Origin of the sequence: Enterobacter sp. T1-1, assembly GCF_000710795.1 — a bacterium.
Taxonomy (GTDB): Bacteria; Pseudomonadota; Gammaproteobacteria; order Enterobacterales; family Enterobacteriaceae; genus Enterobacter; species Enterobacter cloacae.
In genome coordinates this window covers 15,911-36,559 of the sequence record NZ_JALW01000054.1, presented here as the reverse complement: position 1 = coordinate 36,559, position 20,649 = coordinate 15,911, and the positions used below count along the sequence as shown (strand labels likewise).

23 protein-coding genes are annotated in these 20,649 nt (G+C 51.1%); 17 read left to right on the top strand and 6 right to left on the bottom strand.

What is annotated here, in order from left to right; genetic code table 11:
- Positions 1-35: 35 nt before the first annotated feature.
- A complete protein-coding gene (gene adhE, locus AK59_RS0118215; RefSeq protein ID WP_013096268.1) occupies positions 36-2,714 on the bottom strand; it encodes a bifunctional acetaldehyde-CoA/alcohol dehydrogenase in 2,679 nt (892 codons plus the stop codon).
- Between the two features lie 478 nt (positions 2,715-3,192).
- On the opposite strand from adhE, the gene AK59_RS0118210 reads away from it, so the two are divergent.
- From AK59_RS0118210 to AK59_RS0118180, 7 genes are all read left to right on the top strand, one after another.
- Entirely contained in the window at positions 3,193-3,840 is a 648-nt protein-coding gene (locus AK59_RS0118210) for a YchE family NAAT transporter (protein ID WP_020690921.1), read from the top strand.
- Positions 3,841-4,611: 771 nt separating this feature from the next.
- Entirely contained in the window at positions 4,612-6,243 is a 1,632-nt protein-coding gene (oppA, locus tag AK59_RS0118205; protein WP_020690922.1) for an oligopeptide ABC transporter substrate-binding protein OppA, read from the top strand.
- A gap of 83 nt (positions 6,244-6,326) precedes the next feature.
- Positions 6,327-7,247 carry an oligopeptide ABC transporter permease OppB gene (gene oppB / locus AK59_RS0118200; protein ID WP_013096271.1) on the top strand — a complete coding sequence of 307 codons (921 nt, stop codon included), beginning with the start codon at positions 6,327-6,329 and terminating at the stop codon, positions 7,245-7,247.
- A gap of 12 nt (positions 7,248-7,259) precedes the next feature.
- On the top strand, positions 7,260-8,168 hold the full coding sequence (oppC, locus tag AK59_RS0118195) for an oligopeptide ABC transporter permease OppC (protein WP_013096272.1): 909 nt from the start codon (positions 7,260-7,262) through the stop codon (positions 8,166-8,168).
- 11 nt (positions 8,169-8,179) lie between these two features.
- Positions 8,180-9,193, top strand: coding sequence for an ABC transporter ATP-binding protein (locus tag AK59_RS0118190; protein ID WP_013096273.1), 1,014 nt, complete (start codon positions 8,180-8,182; stop codon positions 9,191-9,193).
- On the top strand, positions 9,190-10,194 hold the full coding sequence (gene oppF, locus AK59_RS0118185) for a murein tripeptide/oligopeptide ABC transporter ATP-binding protein OppF (RefSeq protein WP_020690924.1): 1,005 nt from the start codon (positions 9,190-9,192) through the stop codon (positions 10,192-10,194). Before AK59_RS0118190 ends, oppF begins: the two co-directional genes overlap by 4 nt.
- A 14-nt stretch (positions 10,195-10,208) precedes the next feature.
- The gene (locus AK59_RS0118180; protein WP_029883445.1) at positions 10,209-11,078 is read left to right on the top strand and encodes an ion transporter; all 870 of its coding nucleotides are present in this window, start codon (positions 10,209-10,211) and stop codon (positions 11,076-11,078) included.
- Positions 11,079-11,107: 29 nt separating this feature from the next.
- Here the strand turns inward: AK59_RS0118180 and AK59_RS0118175 are convergent, their stop codons facing one another.
- Both AK59_RS0118175 and cls read right to left on the bottom strand, forming a co-directional pair.
- A complete protein-coding gene (locus AK59_RS0118175) occupies positions 11,108-11,437 on the bottom strand; it encodes an HI1450 family dsDNA-mimic protein (protein ID WP_013096276.1) in 330 nt (109 codons plus the stop codon).
- A 33-nt stretch (positions 11,438-11,470) separates the two neighbouring features.
- Entirely contained in the window at positions 11,471-12,931 is a 1,461-nt protein-coding gene (cls, locus tag AK59_RS0118170; RefSeq protein WP_020690926.1) for a cardiolipin synthase, read from the bottom strand.
- Between the two features lie 144 nt (positions 12,932-13,075).
- Between cls and AK59_RS1000000125025 the strand changes: the two genes are divergently transcribed.
- Both AK59_RS1000000125025 and leuE read left to right on the top strand, forming a co-directional pair.
- The gene (locus AK59_RS1000000125025) at positions 13,076-13,249 is read left to right on the top strand and encodes a YciY family protein (protein ID WP_086528096.1); all 174 of its coding nucleotides are present in this window, start codon (positions 13,076-13,078) and stop codon (positions 13,247-13,249) included.
- Positions 13,250-13,356: 107 nt separating this feature from the next.
- Positions 13,357-13,992: a leucine efflux protein LeuE gene (leuE, locus tag AK59_RS0118165; RefSeq protein ID WP_029883444.1), complete on the top strand. Its 636-nt coding sequence runs from the start codon at positions 13,357-13,359 to the stop codon at positions 13,990-13,992.
- 110 nt (positions 13,993-14,102) lie between these two features.
- Here the strand turns inward: leuE and AK59_RS0118160 are convergent, their stop codons facing one another.
- Together AK59_RS0118160 and AK59_RS0118155 are read right to left on the bottom strand one after the other, a co-directional pair.
- Positions 14,103-15,113: a phage integrase gene (locus tag AK59_RS0118160; protein ID WP_029883443.1), complete on the bottom strand. Its 1,011-nt coding sequence runs from the start codon at positions 15,111-15,113 to the stop codon at positions 14,103-14,105.
- Positions 15,114-15,209: 96 nt separating this feature from the next.
- On the bottom strand, positions 15,210-15,509 hold the full coding sequence (locus AK59_RS0118155) for a helix-turn-helix domain-containing protein (RefSeq protein ID WP_029883442.1): 300 nt from the start codon (positions 15,507-15,509) through the stop codon (positions 15,210-15,212).
- A 119-nt stretch (positions 15,510-15,628) separates the two neighbouring features.
- Between AK59_RS0118155 and AK59_RS0118150 the strand changes: the two genes are divergently transcribed.
- Together AK59_RS0118150 and AK59_RS0118145 are read left to right on the top strand one after the other, a co-directional pair.
- Positions 15,629-15,907, top strand: a complete 279-nt coding sequence (locus AK59_RS0118150; RefSeq protein WP_001064688.1) for a regulatory phage cox family protein — start codon at positions 15,629-15,631, stop codon at positions 15,905-15,907.
- 41 nt (positions 15,908-15,948) lie between these two features.
- On the top strand, positions 15,949-16,188 hold the full coding sequence (locus AK59_RS0118145; protein ID WP_000042568.1) for a hypothetical protein: 240 nt from the start codon (positions 15,949-15,951) through the stop codon (positions 16,186-16,188).
- 2 nt (positions 16,189-16,190) lie between these two features.
- Here AK59_RS0118145 and AK59_RS0118140 read toward each other — a convergent pair whose 3' ends face one another.
- Positions 16,191-16,379, bottom strand: coding sequence for a hypothetical protein (locus AK59_RS0118140; protein ID WP_000184654.1), 189 nt, complete (start codon positions 16,377-16,379; stop codon positions 16,191-16,193).
- A gap of 97 nt (positions 16,380-16,476) precedes the next feature.
- Between AK59_RS0118140 and AK59_RS1000000125130 the strand changes: the two genes are divergently transcribed.
- The 6 genes from AK59_RS1000000125130 (at position 16,477) to AK59_RS0118110 (ending at position 20,490) form a co-directional block, all read left to right on the top strand.
- Positions 16,477-16,647, top strand: coding sequence for a hypothetical protein (locus AK59_RS1000000125130; protein WP_169810063.1), 171 nt, complete (start codon positions 16,477-16,479; stop codon positions 16,645-16,647).
- A complete protein-coding gene (locus tag AK59_RS0118130; RefSeq protein WP_029883441.1) occupies positions 16,644-17,144 on the top strand; it encodes a hypothetical protein in 501 nt (166 codons plus the stop codon). The genes AK59_RS1000000125130 and AK59_RS0118130 overlap by 4 nt, the downstream gene beginning before the upstream one ends.
- Before the next feature lie 66 nt (positions 17,145-17,210).
- Positions 17,211-17,429 carry a DUF2732 family protein gene (locus tag AK59_RS0118125; RefSeq protein WP_045268999.1) on the top strand — a complete coding sequence of 73 codons (219 nt, stop codon included), beginning with the start codon at positions 17,211-17,213 and terminating at the stop codon, positions 17,427-17,429.
- Positions 17,430-17,451: 22 nt separating this feature from the next.
- A complete protein-coding gene (locus tag AK59_RS0118120) occupies positions 17,452-17,715 on the top strand; it encodes a DUF5405 family protein (RefSeq protein WP_029883439.1) in 264 nt (87 codons plus the stop codon).
- A 1-nt stretch (position 17,716) separates the two neighbouring features.
- Positions 17,717-20,032, top strand: a complete 2,316-nt coding sequence (locus AK59_RS0118115) for a replication endonuclease (RefSeq protein ID WP_029883438.1) — start codon at positions 17,717-17,719, stop codon at positions 20,030-20,032.
- A 200-nt stretch (positions 20,033-20,232) separates the two neighbouring features.
- Positions 20,233-20,490: a hypothetical protein gene (locus AK59_RS0118110; RefSeq protein ID WP_029883437.1), complete on the top strand. Its 258-nt coding sequence runs from the start codon at positions 20,233-20,235 to the stop codon at positions 20,488-20,490.
- Positions 20,491-20,649 lie beyond the last annotated feature (159 nt).

Sequence of the window (20,649 nt, the reverse complement as noted above, 5' to 3'; positions counted from 1 at the left end):
AACCCGCCAGAGGCGGGTTTTTTAACAGCGGTCAATTAAGCGCTTTTCTTCGCTTTTTTGTCAGCTTTAATGACGGGTGCTTCTGTTTTCACAGCAGCAACGTCACCTTCTTTGAACTCACGTCCGTAGAATGTATCCAGCAGGATCTGTTTCAGCTCGGAGATCAGTGGGTAGCGCGGGTTCGCACCAGTACACTGGTCATCGAATGCATCTTCAGACAGCTTATCAACGTGTGCCAGGAAGTCAGCTTCCTGAACACCCGCTTCGCGGATAGATTTAGGAATGCCCAGTTCAGCCTTCAGGCTTTCCAGCCATGCCAGCAGTTTCTCGATCTTAGCAGCAGTACGGTCGCCCGGTGCGCTCAGACCCAGGTGGTCTGCGATTTCAGCGTAACGACGACGTGCTTGCGGACGGTCGTACTGGCTGAAAGCAGTCTGCTTGGTTGGGTTGTCATTCGCGTTATAACGGATAACGTTGCTGATCAACAGGGCGTTCGCCAGACCGTGAGGAATGTGGAACTGAGAACCCAGTTTGTGAGCCATGGAGTGGCAAACCCCGAGGAAGGCGTTAGCAAACGCGATACCGGCGATGGTTGCTGCACTGTGGACACGCTCACGGGCAACCGGGTTTTTAGACCCTTCGTTGTAAGACGCTGGCAGGTTTTCTTTCAGCAGTTTCAGCGCCTGCAGAGCCTGACCATCAGAGAACTCAGAAGCCAGTACGGAAACATAGGCTTCCAGGGCGTGAGTCACGGCGTCCAGACCACCGAATGCACACAGTGATTTCGGCATATCCATCACCAGGTTGGCATCAACGATGGCCATATCTGGGGTCAGCGCGTAGTCAGCCAGTGGGTATTTCTGACCCGTTGCGTCATCAGTGACCACTGCGAACGGCGTAACTTCAGAACCTGTACCGGAAGTGGTGGTAACGGCGATCATCTTCGCTTTTACGCCCATTTTCGGGAACTTGTAGATACGTTTACGGATGTCCATAAAGCGCAGCGCCAGTTCTTCGAAGTGGGTTTCTGGATGCTCGTACATTACCCACATGATTTTCGCGGCGTCCATTGGGGAACCACCACCCAGTGCGATAATCACATCTGGTTTGAAGGAGTTAGCCAGCTCCGCACCTTTACGCACAACGCTCAGGGTTGGGTCAGCTTCAACTTCAAAGAACACTTCAGTTTCTACGCCAGCGGCTTTAAGAACAGAGGTGATCTGGTCAGCGTAACCGTTGTTGAACAGGAAACGGTCAGTCACGATGAGCGCACGTTTGTGGCCATCAGTAATCACTTCATCCAGCGCGATTGGCAGAGAACCACGGCGGAAGTAGATAGATTTCGGAAGTTTGTGCCACAACATGTTTTCAGCTCGCTTAGCAACGGTTTTCTTGTTGATCAGGTGTTTTGGACCAACGTTTTCAGAGATGGAGTTACCACCCCAGGAACCACAACCCAGAGTCAGGGAAGGTGCGAGTTTGAAGTTGTACAGGTCGCCGATACCACCCTGAGAAGCCGGGGTGTTGATCAGGATACGTGCAGTTTTCATCATCTGACCAAAGTGAGCAACACGTTCTGGCTGGTTATCCTGGTCAGTGTACAGGCAAGAGGTATGGCCGATACCACCCATCGCAACCAGTTTCTCTGCTTTCTCTACTGCGTCTTCGAAATCTTTGGCGCGGTACATCGCCAGAGTAGGGGACAGTTTTTCGTGAGCGAATGGTTCGCTTTCGTCGACAACTTTAACTTCACCAATCAGAATTTTGGTGGTTGCCGGAACAGTGAAGCCTGCCAGTTCAGCGATTTTATACGCTGGCTGACCCACGATAGCCGCGTTCAGCGCGCCATTTTTCAGAATGATATCCTGAACCGCTTTCAGCTCTTTGCCCTGCAGCAGGTAGCCGCCGTGGCTGGCGAAACGTTCGCGAACAGCATCATAAACGGAATCAACAACAACAACAGACTGTTCAGAAGCACAGATAACACCGTTGTCGAAGGTTTTGGACATCAGCACGGACGCAACAGCACGTTTGATATCGGCTGTTTCATCAATAACCACTGGGGTATTACCCGCGCCTACGCCGATAGCAGGTTTACCGGAACTGTATGCCGCTTTAACCATGCCAGGACCACCGGTCGCCAGGATCAGGTTAATGTCCGGGTGGTGCATCAGCGCGTTAGAAAGCTCAACGGACGGTTGGTCGATCCAGCCGATCAGATCTTTAGGGGCACCGGCAGCAATCGCAGCCTGCAGAACGATGTCAGCGGCTTTGTTGGTCGCATCTTTTGCACGTGGGTGCGGGGAGAAGATGATTGCGTTACGGGTCTTCAGGCTGATCAGAGATTTGAAGATAGCGGTAGACGTTGGGTTGGTGGTTGGAACGATACCGCAAATAATGCCGATAGGTTCTGCAATAGTGATAGTACCGAAAGTGTCGTCTTCAGACAGCACGCCACAGGTTTTCTCATCTTTATAGGCGTTGTAGATATACTCTGAAGCGAAGTGGTTTTTGATCACTTTATCTTCAACGATACCCATGCCGGATTCGGCAACGGCCATTTTAGCGAGAGGGATTCGAGCATCTGCAGCAGCCAGAGCGGCCGCGCGGAAGATTTTATCAACCTGTTCTTGGGTGAAATTGGCATATTCACGCTGGGCTTTTTTAACGCGCTCGACGAGGGCGTTCAGTTCAGCGATATTAGTAACAGCCATAATGCTCTCCTGATAATGTTTAAACTCTTTTAGTAAACCAGCGCTCGATACGTCAGACAGTATAGACAGAGCCAATACGACTTGCGTAACACACAGTAAAACAATGGGTTACTTCCTGCACCAGCACACTAATTTACTAAAAGAGCCTTACCTTAGCATCATCCTTTTTTGGCAGGTCCTCTCCCTTGGGGCGTAATCAAGATTACTCACTTCTGAGTACGAAAATCATGATCTGCGTCAATTTTCCCCCAAGCTGATACCTTTCAGCAGGGTTATTTCTTTGAGATTATTCCAGTGTTAAATAATTAAGTAACTATTGGAAGTGGCGCTATCATTGCTTATACAAATATTTAACATCATGAATTGATAACGTTTTGGCACAGATTTCTGGTGAAGTATGCTGATAAAAAGCGTATCTTCAGCGCGATTTTCACTGACAGTTGTCAGCCCCGGGGCATACGCATAAGCGGAGCAAAATGTGATCTTATCGCTCTTTGATTTTCCTACATATTTTAAGTTTTTTATTGGTTTGTTTGCATTGGTCAACCCGGTGGGGATCATTCCTGTCTTCATTAGCATGACCAGTTACCAGACGGCGGCGGCCAGAAACAAAACCAATCTTACCGCTAACCTGTCAGTGGCGATTATTCTCCTGACCTCCCTTTACCTTGGGGATGCCATTCTTCAGGTGTTCGGTATCTCGATTGATTCTTTCCGTATTGCGGGGGGGATTCTGGTGGTCACTATCGCTATGTCGATGATCAGCGGTAAGCTGGGGGAAGACAAACAGAACAAGCAGGAAAAATCAGAAACCGCCATTCGCGAGAGCATTGGCGTAGTGCCGCTGGCGTTACCGCTGATGGCCGGTCCCGGCGCTATCAGTTCGACGATTGTCTGGGGTACGCGCTACCACAACTGGATGCATCTGATTGGCTTTTCTGTCGCCATTGCCATTTTTGCGCTTTGTTGTTGGGGCGTTTTCCGCATGGCACCCTGGCTGGTGCGTCTGCTTGGGCAGACAGGCATCAACGTCATTACCCGTATTATGGGGTTGCTATTGATGGCCCTGGGCATCGAATTCATTGTGACCGGCATCAAAAGCATTTTCCCCGGCTTATTGCACTGACGTTTCATATGAAAGAACGGAGCCAACGGCTCCGTTTTTTTTACGTGAATATCAGCAAATCATATAAATAAAGTTGAAATGCTTACCTGTCATAATAAATTCTACTAATAATGTTCAATTCTTATATTTCAACGAGTTATTAATCCCACCGTTTCCTGCCTGCACAGAAAACCTGCGATCATTCTGTTATTTTACTCACACGATACTCTGGGGCTTGCTGAGTGATAACCGAAATGATATTAGTAAATTCAACGTTCCCTTAGAGGAATGTGCTAAATAATAATCAGTTGTTAAATTTTTGTACAAAATGACGTGATGGTAGCGCAGCGACGCGCGCAGAGAGACTGATTTTTTTATCTCTTTGAATGAAAAGATTTTTCTTGTCCTTTCATGTCAGGCAGGGCTGCCCTCAACGATTTAGTACACTTCGTAAAAGAGAATTGCTTAACAAATTTGCAAAATGTATTGGCGTGCGTTTACGCCTTTTGATACTTTCCGGCCTAATATTTTGCAGCATAAAACAAGAAGATGAGAATTATTTTCATATAGTCATCTTCGCGAATATCCAACACATGTCTCAGACAGGGGAGACGTGTAAAGAATCGACGCAAGACGGCCATACGAGCGGTCAGTAATAAAGAAGTCGGTGATAGCAAGAAGTAAAAAAAGAACCTGGCAGCAGCAAAAAAAACTCCTGCGCTGTACAGGCCCCAACAGGGGATTACACAGCTGGCGAAGGCCAGTAATTATAATGAGTGGAGTACCAACACAATGTCCATCATCACAAAAAAAAATCTGGTAGCGGCGGGGATTTTAACTGCGCTAATCGCGGGCAACGCTGCAATGGCTGCGGACGTGCCTGCAGGGGTACAGCTGGCTGAGAAGCAGACGCTGGTACGTAACAACGGGGCGGAAGTCCAGTCTCTTGATCCGCATAAAATTGAGGGCGTGCCAGAGTCAAACGTCAACCGCGACCTGTTTGAAGGGCTGCTGGTCACTGACGTAGAAGGCCACCCGGCGCCGGGCGTCGCCGAAAAGTGGGAAAACAAAGATTTTAAAGTCTGGACCTTCCATCTGCGTAAAGATGCTAAATGGTCCGACGGTACACCGGTTACCGCCGAAGATTTCGTTTACAGCTGGCAGCGCCTGGCGAATCCAAACACCGCCTCTCCGTATGCGAGCTATCTGCAATATGGCCATATCGCCAATATCGATGACATCATCGCCGGTAAAAAACCGGTCACCGATCTGGGTGTAAAAGCGATTGATGCCAACACGTTTGAAGTGACGTTGAGCGAACCTGTTCCGTACTTCTATAAACTGCTGGTTCACCCGTCTGTCTCCCCGGTACCGAAATCCGCAGTGGAAAAATTCGGTGAAAAATGGACCCAGCCTGCCAATATTGTGACCAACGGTGCTTATAAACTGAAAGACTGGGTGGTCAACGAACGTATGGTTCTGGAGCGTAACCCGCAATACTGGGATAACGCCAAAACCGTGATTAACCAGGTGACCTACCTGCCAATCTCTTCTGAAGTGACTGACGTGAACCGCTACCGCAGCGGTGAAATCGACATGACCTATAACAACATGCCGATTGAACTGTTCCAGAAACTGAAGAAAGAGATCCCGAAAGAAGTTCACGTCGATCCATACCTGTGTACTTATTACTACGAAATTAACAACCAGAAAGCACCGTTCACCGACGTACGTGTCCGTACGGCGCTGAAGCTGGCACTGGATCGCGATATCATCGTGAACAAAGTGAAAAACCAGGGCGATCTGCCTGCCTACAGCTACACTCCACCGTACACCGACGGCATGAAACTGGTTGAACCTGAGTGGTTCAAGTGGTCACAGGAAAAACGTAACGAAGAAGCGAAAAAATTGCTGGCCGAAGCAGGGTACACCGCAGATAAGCCGCTGACGTTTAACCTGCTGTATAACACCTCCGATCTGCATAAAAAACTGGCGATTGCCGTTGCCTCTATCTGGAAGAAAAACCTGGGCGCGAACGTTAAGCTGGAAAACCAGGAGTGGAAAACCTTCCTGGATACCCGTCATCAGGGCACCTTTGACGTGGCGCGTGCAGGCTGGTGTGCGGACTATAATGAACCGACATCCTTCCTGAATACCATGCTCAGCGACAGCTCGAACAACACGGCGCACTATAAGAGCCCGGCATTCGATAAGCTTATCGCTGAAACGCTGCAGGTTACTGACGATGCAAAACGCGCAGACCTGTACGCCAAAGCAGAACAACAGCTCGATAAAGACTCGGCAATTGTACCGGTTTACTACTACGTGAACGCCCGCCTGGTGAAACCATGGGTTGGCGGCTATACCGGTAAAGACCCGTTGGATAATATTTCCGTTAAGAATCTTTATATTATCAAGCATTAATGGCAATACGTGGGGCGGGCCTGGCTTGCCCCACTGTGTCTACTTTGTAACATTCATCAGGCACACGCCAGAAGGTACGGGCAATGTTGAAATTTATCCTGCGTCGCTGTTTAGAAGCGATACCAACGTTATTTATTCTAATTACAATTTCCTTCTTTATGATGCGTCTCGCGCCGGGAAGTCCATTCACGGGTGAACGTACGCTGCCACCTGAAGTGATGGCGAATATCGAAGCGAAATATCATTTAAACGATCCTATCTCCACGCAATACTTCAACTATCTGAAGCAACTGGCGCATGGCGATTTCGGGCCGTCATTCAAATATAAAGACTATTCCGTTAACGACCTGGTGGCGTCCAGCTTCCCGGTATCGGCAAAACTGGGTGCTGCGGCATTCTTGTTGGCCGTGGTTCTCGGGGTCACCGCAGGCGTTATCGCCGCGCTTAAACAAAATACCAAATGGGATTATACGGTAATGGGGGTCGCAATGACCGGGGTGGTTATCCCCAGCTTCGTTGTCGCGCCGTTACTGGTGATGATATTTGCCATCACGCTGAAATGGCTGCCCGGCGGCGGCTGGAACGGCGGGGCACTGAAATTCATGATTTTACCGATGGTGGCGCTTTCTCTGGCTTACATCGCCAGTATCGCGCGTATCACCCGTGGTTCGATGATTGAAGTGTTACATTCAAACTTCATCCGTACCGCGCGCGCGAAAGGGTTGCCGATGCGCCGGATTATCTTCCGCCATGCGCTCAAGCCAGCTCTGTTACCTGTGCTCTCGTACATGGGACCGGCGTTCGTCGGTATTATTACCGGTTCAATGGTTATTGAAACCATCTACGGTCTGCCAGGTATTGGCCAGCTGTTTGTTAACGGTGCCCTCAACCGCGACTATTCCCTGGTGCTGAGCCTGACGATCCTTGTGGGTGCGTTGACCATTCTCTTTAACGCTGTTGTCGATGTGCTGTATGCCGTTATCGACCCGAAAATCCGTTACTAACTGGAGCACGCCATGATGTTGAGTAAGAAAAACAGCGAGGCGCTGGAAAACTTCAGTGAAAAACTGGAAGTCGAAGGGCGTAGCCTCTGGCAGGACGCCCGCCGTCGCTTTATGCATAACCGCGCAGCGGTCGCCAGTCTGGTTGTTCTGGTGCTGATCGCGCTGTTTGTGACCCTGGCGCCGATGCTGTCGCAATTCACCTATTTCGATACGGACTGGGGCATGATGTCAAGCGCGCCGGATATGGAGTCCGGCCACTACTTTGGTACGGACTCGTCCGGCCGTGACCTGCTGGTCCGCGTCGCCATTGGGGGCCGTATTTCATTGATGGTGGGGATTGCAGCAGCGCTGGTGGCCGTGATCGTCGGCACGCTCTACGGCTCGCTCTCCGGCTATCTCGGCGGGAAAGTGGACTCGGTCATGATGCGTCTGCTGGAGATTTTAAACTCCTTCCCGTTCATGTTCTTCGTGATCCTGCTGGTGACCTTCTTCGGCCAGAACATCCTGTTGATCTTCGTGGCCATCGGCATGGTTTCCTGGCTGGATATGGCGCGTATCGTACGTGGCCAGACGCTGAGCCTTAAACGCAAAGAGTTTATCGAAGCGGCGCAGGTGGGGGGTGTATCGACAGGGAATATCGTTGTCCGCCACATTGTTCCTAACGTGCTGGGCGTGGTGGTGGTGTATGCCTCACTGCTGGTACCAAGCATGATCCTGTTTGAATCCTTCCTGAGCTTCCTTGGGCTGGGCACGCAAGAGCCGCTGAGCAGCTGGGGCGCGCTGTTGAGCGATGGCGCAAACTCAATGGAAGTTTCACCGTGGCTGCTGTTATACCCGGCGGGTTTCCTGGTCGTGACCCTGTTCTGTTTCAACTTTATCGGCGATGGCCTGCGTGATGCCCTCGACCCGAAAGACCGTTAAGGAGCGCCGTCATGACAATTATTGAAACGGCAACCGCGCCACAGGCGCAACAGCGGAGTGACCTTCTGCTGGATGTAAACGATCTCCGCGTCACCTTTAAGACACCGGACGGTGATGTCACCGCCGTAAACGATCTCAACTTCAACCTGCGCGCGGGTGAAACGCTGGGTATCGTGGGCGAATCCGGCTCCGGGAAATCTCAGACGGCGTTCGCGCTGATGGGGCTGCTGGCCGCAAACGGTGTAATTGGCGGATCCGCCAAATTCAACGGACGTGAGATCCTCAACCTGCCTGAACACGAGCTGAACAAGCTGCGTGCTGAGCAGATTTCAATGATTTTCCAGGATCCGATGACCTCGTTGAACCCGTACATGCGCGTCGGTGAGCAACTGATGGAAGTCCTGATGCTGCACAAAGGGTTGAGCAAAGCTGAAGCCTTTGAAGAGTCCGTTAAAATGCTCGATGCGGTAAAAATGCCAGAGGCGCGTAAGCGCATGCGCATGTTCCCGCATGAGTTCTCTGGCGGTATGCGTCAGCGTGTGATGATTGCCATGGCACTGCTGTGTCGTCCAAAACTGCTGATTGCCGATGAACCGACCACCGCGCTGGATGTGACCGTCCAGGCGCAAATCATGACTCTGCTGAACGAGCTTAAGCGTGAGTTCAACACGGCGATTATCATGATCACCCACGATTTAGGCGTGGTTGCCGGTATCTGTGACAAAGTGCTGGTAATGTATGCCGGCCGTACGATGGAATATGGCAAAGCGCGCGATGTTTTCTATCAGCCTGCGCACCCGTACTCGATCGGCCTGTTGAATGCGGTGCCACGTCTTGATGCGGAAGGGGAATCCCTGTTGACCATTCCGGGCAACCCGCCAAACTTGCTGCGCCTGCCGAAAGGCTGCCCTTTCCAGCCGCGCTGCCCGCACGCGATGGAGATTTGTAACAGCGCTCCGCCGCTGGAAGAGTTTGCACCAGGCCGTCTGCGCGCCTGCTTTAAGCCGCAGGAGGAGCTGGTATGAACGCATTAGATGAAAAAAGAAATGTGCTGCTCGAAATTGCCGATCTTAAAGTGCATTTCGACATCAAAGACGGTAAACAGTGGTTCTGGCAGCCGCCCAAGACCCTGAAAGCTGTGGATGGCGTAACGCTTCGTCTGTATGAAGGGGAAACGCTGGGCGTGGTGGGTGAGTCCGGATGCGGTAAATCGACCTTTGCGCGTGCCATTATCGGGCTGGTGAAAGCGACCGGCGGTAAAGTAGCGTGGCTGGGTAAAGATCTGCTGGGGATGAAGCCCGAAGAGTGGCGCGACGTACGCAGCGATATCCAGATGATATTCCAGGATCCGCTGGCGTCCTTAAACCCGCGTATGACCATTGGTGAAATCATTGCCGAGCCGCTGCGGACCTATCATCCGAAGATGCCACGTCAGGAAGTACGCGATCGTGTTAAGGCGATGATGATGAAAGTGGGGCTGCTGCCAAACCTCATCAACCGCTATCCGCACGAATTCTCCGGCGGCCAGTGTCAGCGTATCGGTATTGCCCGCGCGTTAATCCTTGAGCCGAAGCTGATCATCTGCGATGAGCCTGTCTCCGCGCTGGATGTGTCGATTCAGGCGCAGGTGGTTAACCTGCTGCAGAAGCTGCAGCGTGAGATGGGGCTGTCGCTGATCTTCATTGCGCACGACCTGGCGGTGGTGAAGCACATTTCTGACCGCGTACTGGTTATGTACCTGGGCCATGCCGTGGAGCTGGGCACCTATGATGAGGTGTACCACAATCCACTGCACCCCTACACCAAAGCGCTGATGTCCGCGGTGCCAATTCCCGATCCCGATCTGGAAAAAAATAAAACCATCCAGCTGCTGGAAGGCGAATTGCCGTCGCCGATTAATCCGCCATCAGGCTGCGTGTTCCGTACGCGATGCCCACTGGCCGGGCCGGAGTGTGCGAAAACACGACCAGTTCTGGAAGGCAGTTTCCGACATGCGGTTTCCTGCCTGAAAGTAGACCCGTTATAATCGCAAGGGCTGACATGATGTCAGCCCTTATTTTTTGCGAGGTTACCGTGTCGAGTCTATTCACCTCTGCCCGTCGGCGGCTTTATCATTTTTTATTCGATCCTAAAACGATATCCGGACGCCGCTTCGAAGGGATCTGCGGGCTGTTTGCACTCATCAGCGTGGTGGTTATTTTCTTTGAATCGGGAGCCGGGACGCAGTATCACCTGACCTATGATGAATGGCATATATTTGTCTGGATCGAACTGATTATTACCCTGGTCTTTACTGCCGAATATCTGCTGCGGGTCGTCTGCTGGCCCAACCCGGCGAGATATGTTTTCAGTTTCTGGGGATTTATCGATTTAGCCACCGTCCTGCCGCTCTACGTTATGTGGTTGTGGCCGGAGATTAGCCTGAGCTATGTCTTTGCATGGCGGGCGATGCGCGTTATTCGTGTATTACGTATTCTGAAATTGCTGCGTTTTATGCCGTCTCTGCGGGTCTTCTGGAGCGCAATAGTCAGTGCCCGGCATCAGCTCATTCTGTTTTACTCGTTTATCGCGATCGTCATGATTGTTTTCGGCGCGTTGATGTACCTGATAGAAGGGCCAAAATATGGCTTCACAACGCTGAATGCCTCTGTGTATTGGGCCATTGTCACCGTCACGACCGTTGGCTACGGGGATATCACGCCGCATACGCCGCTTGGACGTATCGTCGCATCGGTGCTGATTCTGATTGGGTATTCGGTGATTGCCATTCCGACAGGTCTTATCACAACCCATATGAGCAGCGCATTTCAGAGCCGCAAACAGCAGCGAAAATGTCCGGGTTGTCACCAGGCTGAACATGAGCTTAACGCCCGCTACTGTAACCGTTGCGGGAGTGCGCTACCGGATTAAACAAAAAAGGCTGCATTCGCAGCCTTTTACTATTCGCGCCAGATGATATGGCACAGCTTATGGTCTTTCTCGCGGCAGAGCAGCACGCGGGCGAAGATGTCATTAATTTCGCCACCATCTTCATCTGCCAGCCCAATCACCACTTCGGCAAAGAAGTCAGGATTGAGATCGTAATCCACGTGCTCAGCCCAGTCTTCGGCAGGGTCGAATAACTCCGCGCCGCCGCGCTCTTCGAACTGCAGATTAAAGAGGATCACATCTGCGGGATCGAGGTTATCAACCGCCAGTTCGAGAAAAATGTCATAGGCCTGCTCGAGCGTTTCGTCTTCGGTCAGGCGATTGTTCAGATCCATTTCCATGATGACTACCTGTTAAACATCGTTGGGCACGTTTTACAGCAACGGACTAAAGAAGTAAAACAGTCGTTCAGCAATTCTCTGCCACAGCGGACGTTTTACCCACAGCCGGGCATCCAGCAGGCGCGAACGGGAGATATAATCGTCCTGTACCGCCGCCAGGTCACCGCCGAATCCGGCATCATCAATGACCAGCGTGATTTCAAAGTTTAACCACAGGCTGCGCATATCCAGGTTTACCGTGCCCACCAGACTTAACTCACCGTCCACGAGGACGCTTTTGGTATGCAGGAGCCCGCCTTCAAACTGGTAGATTTTTACACCGGCGGCAAGCAGTTCGCTAAAGAACGCTCGGCTGGCCCAGCCCACCAGAAGCGAGTCATTTTTGCGTGGCAGAATGATGCTGACATCGACACCGCGCTGTGCTGCGGTGCAGATTGCGTGCAGCAGGTCATCGCTCGGAACGAAGTAGGGCGTGGTCATGATCAGATATTCACGCGCTGCGTAAGTGGCGGTCAGTAGCGCCTGATGGATTAAATCCTCCGGGAAACCCGGCCCGGAGGCAATGGTATGGATGGTATGTCCGCTGGCCTCTTCAAAGGGCATGATATTGCCATCCGGTGGCGGCGGGAGAATACGCTTACCGGTTTCTATCTCCCAGTCGCAGGAATAGACAATCCCCATGGAGGTGGCGATCGGTCCTTCCATCCTTGCCATCAGGTCAATCCACTGGCCGACACCCGAGTCCTGCTTGAAGAAGCGGGGGTCAACCATGTTCATGCTGCCGGTATAGGCAATATAGTTGTCGATCATGATCATCTTGCGGTGCTGGCGAAGATCCATCCGGCGCAGGAAAACGCGCAGTAAATTGACCTTTAACGCCTCCACCACTTCGATGCCGGCATTACGCATCATCCCTGCCCAGGGGCTACGGAAAAAGGCGACGCTGCCTGCGGAGTCGAGCATCAAACGGCAGTGAATGCCACGACGTGCGGCAGCCATCAGCGATTCCGCCACCTGGTCTGCCATCCCGCCGGGCTGCCAGATATAGAACACCATCTCGATATTGTGACGAGCCAGTTGAATATCGCGGATCAAGGCCTGCATGACGTCATCAGAAGAGGTCAGCAACTGGAGCTGATTGCCTTTTACCCCACCAATACCTTGTCTGAGTTCGCACAGTTTAAATAATGAGGAGGCAACGCTGCTGTTTTCCTCTGCGAAGATGTGTTTACAGGCTTTGAGATCGCTCAGCCATTTGGCGGTGGAAGGCCACATGGCCCGGGCACGCTCGGCACGACGCTTGCCCAGATGAAGTTCACCGAAAGAGAGATAGGCAATAATTCCTACCAGCGGCAGGATATAAATTATAAGAAGCCAGGCCATGGCAGAGGGTACGGCTCTGCGCTTCATCAGGATGCGCAATGTCACACCCGCGATTAACAGCCAGTATCCCAGAATGACCAGCCAACTCACCACGGTGTAGAAGGTTGTCATAGGTAAAAAAATCCTTTTGAAAGCGTATTGTTATGAGTGTACGCATCAGGAATCATCTGGCAAATAAAAACGCCAGCTAAAAGCGCTGGTTTGCTGCAGGGTTGGGTTTATAATGGCCTCTCTTTTAAAGAAAGAGTTGTAGACATGAAGCGCAGTAGAACTGAAGTAGGGCGCTGGCGCATGTTGCGACAGGTGAACCGTCGTAAGGCTCGTTGGCTGGAAGCACAATCCCGCCGCAATATGCGTATACACGCCATCAGGAAATGTGGAATGACCCGGCACCGCAATGCGTTGCTGTTCGCAGTCCAGGATTTCTGAGAACCATCAGGGCACCGCAAGGTGCCCAATGATTTTATGGCGTCTGGTTGTCGGGAATAGCGTCTTTGCAGCGCTATTCCTGTTGTGTTGAGCAAAAGGAGGGAGAAGTGTTTGCGGAGTTTGGCGTACTGAATTTCTGGACATACGTTGTCGGCGCATTTTTTATCGTGCTGGTGCCAGGGCCGAATACTTTATTTGTGCTGAAAACCGGGATTGGTCACGGCGTTAAAAAAGGGTATCTCGCCGCCACCGGCGTGTTTATCGGCGATGCCGTACTGATGTTCCTGGCCTGGGCGGGCGTTGCCGCGTTAATTCAGACCACACCGGTACTGTTTAATATCGTACGTTATTTAGGTGCTTTTTATCTGCTGTGGCTGGGCGGTAAAATGCTCTGGTCGGTTATTACCCGTCAGAATAATACACATGAAAGCGGTACCGAGCCTGCCAGAATGATCATGAAACGCTCGCTGGTATTGAGCCTGACGAACCCGAAAGCGATTCTGTTCTACGTCTCGTTCTTTGTTCAGTTTATCGATGTGAATGCGAAGAATACCGGTACCTCTTTCCTGATCCTCGCGACCACGCTTGAGCTAATAAGCTTTATGTATATGAGCTTCCTGATCTTCTCAGGCGCTTTTGTCACACGTTATCTGAAAACGAAAAAGAAACTGGCAAAGCTGGGGAACGGCCTGATAGGACTGTTGTTTGTCGGGTTTGCGGCGCGATTAGCATCGCTGCATTGATTGAAAGAAAGGCTCCTGAGGGAGCCTTTTTAATGTCTGGCGTAGCTGGGAAGCCGCGCCAGACAAGGCTTCACGTTTTACTACTAGCAGCCAAAAGCCATAAAAAGCGGCTAGGGTGTGGACACATTGTGGACACTCTGACAACCATTTGCACCCTTCAACGGGTTAAGCGAAATCGCATCCTGCAGGTACTGAGGAGCGAAGTGCGCATAGACCATCGTCTGCGCAATCTTCGTATGACCTAAGATCCTCTGCAGTGTGATGATATTGCCCCCGTTAATCATAAAGTGCGTGGCGAAAGAGTGTCGTAGCGCATGTGTTGCTTGCCCCGCCGGTAAGTCGGGCTTAACTTCTTTGAGGATTCGTCTGAATTCAGCATAACTGGCATCAGGAAACAGAAAGCCTCGTGCTTTGCCGACTACGTAAGCCGCAACGTCATCAGAGATCGGGACCGTGCGCGGTGTGTTGGTTTTCGTCTTAACGAAAGACACCCGGTTATGAATCACGTTCTCCGCTTTCAGCCTTGCAGCCTCACCCCATCTTGCCCCGGTACTCAGACACAAGACGGCAATTTTACGATTATCTCCTGATAGCGCTGCCAGTAAGGCGTCAATTTCCTCAAGAGTGAGATAGCCCGTTTCGGCTGTCTGCTCTTTCAGTTTTTTGAATCCCCTGAATGGATGCTCACCGTTATACAGCTCTGACTCAATCAGGGTTGTGAACATCCCACCTAACGTGATCAGGTCGCGGTTGATGGTAGTTGGCTTAATACCTTCACCCCGGCGTTGAGCACAATATTGCGTTATCAGGCTCTTGGTGATTTGGAAAGCGCATGGGTTACCGGTCATCGTTTCGAAACGCTCAATTTTCCTGAGATACGATTGACCGTGTTCCTCGTGTTTACCTTTCAGCTTCCACCATAACTCTTTCAGTTCTGACAGTTGGCGTTTGTCCGTGGGTTTTGAAAGCCATTCCTTTGAGTGATGGTTATATTGAGTATGCTTTTCAAAAGCCATCGCCTCGCTTTTCTTGTCGAACTTCCGACGGATGCGTTTTCCGTTACGCCCAGCCGGTCTAATGTCCACTTCATATCGACCATCATCGAGCTTTTTAACAGACATAAAGCCTCCCGATGATGTTACTTCGTACTTCAATTTCCTGATTTAGATAGCAAAAACTCACTGTGCATTTATTGCACAAAAAAGCGCCGTAAATGGTTAGCCAGTTTTCTGGTCTGAGTGGGGTAACGTTGTTGTCTGCTGCCCAAAGTGCGCGAGAGCCGGTGCAATCTGCCCAGCTTCAGGTGCTATTTGGTCAGTCATAAACCATAGGGTGTACTTGGTGAAACGAGGATGTTGAAGGATTCTCATTATGGGTTCGACACCCGGTTTTTTATCCCCAGCTTCGTATCCACAAAATGAACCATATGCTATTCCGGTTAACTCACTGATTTCCTTTCTATTTAATCGTTCTGACTCCCTGATGAGTTTGATTTTTTCATTTATCGGGGTTGACATAAATCCTCCATACGATGATTATTCCCTTATAAGGAAATAAATTCCTTTTTAGGGTTTTGGCTATAGGCAATTAAAGCCCTTTATGAGCAATTAAATGCACTAAAGGAGAATCGTAACAGATGAACAACCAGCTTGTAAGTAGCACGGACGCGGTTCCGTATCAGGAGTTTGCGCGTCTGATAGGCAAAACTCCTGCTGCCGTAAAAGGAATGATTGAGAAAGGAAAGCTGCCAGTAGTTGAGATGACTGACCCACAATCAACAAGCGGTAGAGCAGGGGAATATTGGGTCTACCTGCCTGCATGGAACAAAGGAATGAAGATGGCTTATGACAGCCGTCCTAAAGAAATTCGCGATGGTTGGCTGATGTGGCTCGGCTTAGGTCAACCTTCACGGTGATTAAATTCATCTAATCCATTCAAATTCAATCGAGAAATTGCATGTCAAAACCAATAAAGCATGGCTGCATTCGTCATATCACTAATGGTATGCGGGTGCTGATCGACTTAAAAAGCGTGGCCGCTATCCGTGAGCGCACTGAAACAGCCGACAAAGTGGAGGTGCATCTGACGTCGGGAGAAGTTTTTGAACTTGATGTTGCCTATGAGGAGATTGCAGGTCTGTATCTAGAATTTTTAGCAAAAGAACGTGGGGTTATGGCAAACCCCACCAGTATTTGAGCTTAGTTGATATCTAAAAAGCTTTTATGCGTGACAGGCATTTTAGATTGAACTGCCTCTCTCAACTGGATTGAGAGTTTGTTGATTTCCTCAGCCTTCTCACGATTAGAGATCGCATCAGAGGAAGAATTAACCAATGCAATGGCTGATTTTAGAGTGGCAATTAATTCATCATTTTGTTGATTAGTCATGAAATACCTCATGTGATTGGCTTGTTTTTGGCGATTCGATCCTATCACAAGGCCATGTGTCGGGCATGGTTAAAACCCGACTCCCTAAGGAGAATTTATGAAAGAGCCTCGCTGTATTGCACAGTTGCTTCGAAGAGAAAACCCTAATCCGATCAACTTCACCATCACTCACGGTCGCGGCCGCAAGGGCATAATCATCCGAACCCGTAAGCCGGGCGTTATCGAGAAGGTTCGCCGTCTGGTCAAAAAGAGAGGACTGTGGTTATGACGGTAATGACACTGGACGTGATCCAGAAACAACCAACAGCGCTTCGCGGTCTGGTCTGCAAGTATTTGGCTCAGCCTCGCTGGCAGGACACTTGCGATTTTTACAATCAGATGATGGAGCGGGAGCGTCTTACGGTTTGTTTCCACGCACAATTAAAACAGCGCCACTCTGTCATGCGCTTAGAGGAAATGACCGAAGCCGATCGTGAGCGTCTTGTTTGCGCGCTTGATGAATTGAGAAATGCATTCGCCCGGCACCGCCAACTTGGCGTGTCGAAAGCAACTTTCATCAGCCGCCTGACCGTTAGCCAAAGGCGATCACTGTTTCTTCATGCGGGGCTGACAGAGCAGGAATTTATGATGCCGCACTGGCGTTTGAACGAAGAGGGCTGTTATTGGCGCGACAAACTTTTCCGCGCGCTGCGAGAGCTGTTCAGCCTTTTTGAGTACGCACCAACTATTTTAACCTCGGTAAAACCTGAGCAGTATTTACATTAATTAATCTGGATTCGTTTTATTACGCGCCTTACAGCGTGGGGACTCCTTTTGTCTGGAGATAGGCAAATGCAAAAACAAAATACAGCGCAGCGGGGGATGTGTTCGGCACATCTGGCGCAGGCAGTAAGCGAGGCACAGCGCGACTTGGCGACCCGTTACTCTTCTCAGTTTGATGGGCTTATCGCGTACATCAGTAAGTCAGAACTTAATCGCACCGAGATTATCGAGTTATTAGGCCAGGAGTCGGAAAAGTTACACAACTCAATTTTCGGTAGAGCTGGTTAACCACTGTTAACAGGAAGCAAAAATGAGCATACGCATCGAGATTAATAACCAATACGTCATCACAAGTGACCGCTATCAATTCATTTTGCAGGAAAAAAAGACCGCTACATCCGGGAAGAATGAAGGTAAGGAATGGTTGGACGTTGTGGGTTACTACCCAACTATCCCTAAGCTTATCTCAGGCTTGGTTTTGCATGATCTTTTGACCAGCGATCTTACCGGCTTCTCAGCTTTGGAAGCTCGGATTGAACGCATGGGGAAGCAATGTCTGGACGCTTTTAAATAATATGTCCAACGAACCTCGGGGGCGTGTTGCCCCCTCGCCACCACCACCATTTTTGAAGGGCACCAGTGATTCATTCGTTGGTGCTTATCCCTGGAATAACGTCACCAAAGAGGCCATTGGCCGCGACAGACCCCTTACACGTGCCGAACTCCGTCAGGTGCAAGGTGTTTTAAACCGGATTGACCGTCTGCCGTTTTTCCTGCAAACGCTGTTTACATCGCGTTATAACTTCATCCGCCGTAAAAAGAGCCCTTTAGGTGGGCTGTATTTCCTCAAAAACACGTTTGAGCGTAAGCTGCTGCCGCGTCTTGAGCGTGTTAATGAGCTGTGCGGGATGAATGAATCTGCCTCGATTGGGTTTATGTCTGCGCGTGATGAATATGCACGCCTGCCGGATATGAATGACAAAGAGCTCAGGAGGTTTGCGGCCAGAATAGCCTCGCAGCTCTGGAGCAGATACGAGGAATTGAGCGACGCCTGGGCGCACGCGCACGGCGGCAAAGAAACCCTTTTCACTGATGAGGCGCAGGCGCATTTATACGGAAAGGTTGCCGGTGTCGCGCGCGCTTTCAACTTTACCCCGATGTACTGGAAAAAATACCGCAAGGGTCAGATGACGATCCGCATGGCATTTTCCGCTATTTCCCGCCTGATTAAAGACGAGTGGTGGGTCAACCAGCTTAAGGCGCAGCGAATGCGCTGGCGCGAGGCGCTGCTTATTGCTGCCGGTGAGGTCAACAAAGACCGTTCACCCTACGCCAGTAAAATGGCGATCCGAGACGTTCACGCGCGCCGCCTAGCTAATCTCGAATACCTGAAATCCTGCGAGCTGGAAAACAAAGTCACCGGTGAACGTATCGACCTCATCAGCAAGGTTATGGGGAGTATTTCTAACCCTGAAATACGTCGCATGGAGCTGATGAATACCATCGCCGGGATTGAGCGCTACGCGGCCAGCGCCGGTGACGTGGGGATGTTTATCACCCTGACCACGCCCTCGAAATACCATCCGACCCGACAGGTCGGCAAAGGCGAAAGCAAAACAGTGCAGCTCAATCACGGCTGGAACGACACCGCATTTACGCCAAAAGACGGCCAGCGCTATCTCTGCCGAATCTGGGGCCTGATGCGTACCGCGTTCAAAGATAACGATTTAGAGGTTTACGGGTTGCGCGTTGTCGAACCGCACCACGACGGCACGCCTCACTGGCACATGATGCTTTTTTGCAAACCCGGTCAGCGTAAAGTCATCAACGAAATCATGCGTCGTTATGCCCTTAAAGAGGACGGACACGAAAAGGGCGCGGCAAAACAGCGCTTTGAGTCCCGTCACCTTAATCAGGGCGGCGCGGCGGGTTATATCGCTAAATACATTGCCAAAAATATCGACGGCTACGCGCTCGACGGCCAGCTCGACCACGACACCGGCAAGCCCCTGAAAGATACGGCCGCAGCCGTCACCGCATGGGCGTCTACATGGCGCATCCCGCAGTTTAAACCGATTGGCCTCCCGACGATGGGCGCCTACCGCGAACTGCGAAAGCTGCCGCGCGGGGTGAGCATTGCCAGTGAATTTGACGACAGAGTCGAGGCCGCGCGAGCGGCTGCAGATGCAGGGGAATTTGACCAGTACATCATCGCGCAGGGTGGGGCAAACATGCCGCGTGATGCTCAGGCCGTCAGGGTCGCCCGTAAGGTGACAGATGAGGTCAACGAGTACGAGGAAGATATCGAGAGGGTTGTCGGGATTTATGCCCCTCACCTCGGGGCTCATCATGTTCATGTAACCCGTACAGCCGAATGGCGCATCGTTCCAAAGGTTTTGGCCGTTGAGCCTTTGACCTTAAAAAGCGGCTCTGCCGCGCCTCGGAGTCCTGTCAATAACTGTGGAAAGCTCACCGGCGGCGGCGATCCAGTTATGACCCCCACACCGTCTGAGCAAGCCGCAGCGGTGTTAAATCTGATTGAGCGCGGGGTTATCGGCTGGAATGAGCCGGACGTCGTGAAGGTGCTTAACGGGGCGTTAAAAGCTGGCGCACCGCGCAAACATCGGCAGCAAATAAGCAATGCGACGCTCAAAACCAGCGAGCAAGCGCCATCAGCCAGGATGACAAAGCCCGAAAGGGATCGCGTCGCAAAAATTCGTTTCGATTTAGCTCAGGAGGGCGTTACCCCGGAACGGTGGGAGCTCGACGCGCTGGCGCGTGGGGCAACGGTGATTTATGGCGATAAAAAATTCAAATATAGGGCTGCTGATGGGTGGCCGGGATTTTCAATGCAAGAGGAGATTAGTGAGAAACAACCATCGCCGATATAGCTACATCAGTAATCCGAAATCATATGCGATCACATCGGTAACCATGCCGGCCACCACGGCGACCGTAAGAACAGCACCGGTGCTGAAACTCACTTTCAGTGCCGATGGTGTTGAACAACGATCCCGGCGAGGCGTTAGCATTTCGCCTGGATATCTGCTATAAATACTGTATGTATATACAGTACTTATGCGGAGGGGCTATGGCGGGTCATGACTTGGATTTTCAGGTGGTCTATCGGGGTGTGACCTTAGAGCATTACCGTCCCGGAGGGTGGGTTTTCTTTCAGCGGCCTAAAGAGTGCGGCGGCGGATACTGGCTGGGGCGCACTTTTGATGGTGTTTTTATGATTGAGTGCGAGCGACCGGTATCGCTAAATGATGGTATGAATTTTCTGGCCTCAATGAAAAAAGTAGAGGCAAAAAGCGAGGAATTTGACCCAAATTTTTCACTTTTCTAGTGGTGCACGCATCAGGTGCATGAGTTTGCATTCATTTTTGATTCCAGCGTTTGCGAGCCAGCGCCAGCGCAGGCGCGGCTCGGGGCTCCTGATGCACGTGCATTAAAAGCGACCCGTTAAGCGGGCAGGCGTGGCGGGGAAAGCATTGCGCGATCTGTT

Bases quoted from the DNA above. Each gene is read 5' to 3' on its own strand.
- adhE (WP_013096268.1), bottom strand. From the start codon at position 2,714: ATGGCTGTTACTAATATCGCTGAACTGAACGCCCTCGTCGAGCGCGTT.
- oppA (WP_020690922.1), top strand. From the start codon at position 4,612: ATGTCCATCATCACAAAAAAAAATCTGGTAGCGGCGGGGATTTTAACT.
- oppB (WP_013096271.1), top strand. From the start codon at position 6,327: ATGTTGAAATTTATCCTGCGTCGCTGTTTAGAAGCGATACCAACGTTA.
- oppC (WP_013096272.1), top strand. From the start codon at position 7,260: ATGATGTTGAGTAAGAAAAACAGCGAGGCGCTGGAAAACTTCAGTGAA.
- AK59_RS0118190 (WP_013096273.1), top strand. From the start codon at position 8,180: ATGACAATTATTGAAACGGCAACCGCGCCACAGGCGCAACAGCGGAGT.
- oppF (WP_020690924.1), top strand. From the start codon at position 9,190: ATGAACGCATTAGATGAAAAAAGAAATGTGCTGCTCGAAATTGCCGAT.
- AK59_RS0118180 (WP_029883445.1), top strand. From the start codon at position 10,209: ATGATGTCAGCCCTTATTTTTTGCGAGGTTACCGTGTCGAGTCTATTC.
- AK59_RS0118175 (WP_013096276.1), bottom strand. From the start codon at position 11,437: ATGGAAATGGATCTGAACAATCGCCTGACCGAAGACGAAACGCTCGAG.
- cls (WP_020690926.1), bottom strand. From the start codon at position 12,931: ATGACAACCTTCTACACCGTGGTGAGTTGGCTGGTCATTCTGGGATAC.
- AK59_RS1000000125025 (WP_086528096.1), top strand. From the start codon at position 13,076: ATGAAGCGCAGTAGAACTGAAGTAGGGCGCTGGCGCATGTTGCGACAG.
- AK59_RS0118160 (WP_029883443.1), bottom strand. From the start codon at position 15,113: ATGTCTGTTAAAAAGCTCGATGATGGTCGATATGAAGTGGACATTAGA.
- AK59_RS0118155 (WP_029883442.1), bottom strand. From the start codon at position 15,509: ATGTCAACCCCGATAAATGAAAAAATCAAACTCATCAGGGAGTCAGAA.
- AK59_RS0118150 (WP_001064688.1), top strand. From the start codon at position 15,629: ATGAACAACCAGCTTGTAAGTAGCACGGACGCGGTTCCGTATCAGGAG.
- AK59_RS0118145 (WP_000042568.1), top strand. From the start codon at position 15,949: ATGTCAAAACCAATAAAGCATGGCTGCATTCGTCATATCACTAATGGT.
- AK59_RS0118140 (WP_000184654.1), bottom strand. From the start codon at position 16,379: ATGACTAATCAACAAAATGATGAATTAATTGCCACTCTAAAATCAGCC.
- AK59_RS1000000125130 (WP_169810063.1), top strand. From the start codon at position 16,477: ATGAAAGAGCCTCGCTGTATTGCACAGTTGCTTCGAAGAGAAAACCCT.
- AK59_RS0118130 (WP_029883441.1), top strand. From the start codon at position 16,644: ATGACGGTAATGACACTGGACGTGATCCAGAAACAACCAACAGCGCTT.
- AK59_RS0118125 (WP_045268999.1), top strand. From the start codon at position 17,211: ATGCAAAAACAAAATACAGCGCAGCGGGGGATGTGTTCGGCACATCTG.
- AK59_RS0118120 (WP_029883439.1), top strand. From the start codon at position 17,452: ATGAGCATACGCATCGAGATTAATAACCAATACGTCATCACAAGTGAC.
- AK59_RS0118115 (WP_029883438.1), top strand. From the start codon at position 17,717: ATGTCCAACGAACCTCGGGGGCGTGTTGCCCCCTCGCCACCACCACCA.
- AK59_RS0118110 (WP_029883437.1), top strand. From the start codon at position 20,233: ATGGCGGGTCATGACTTGGATTTTCAGGTGGTCTATCGGGGTGTGACC.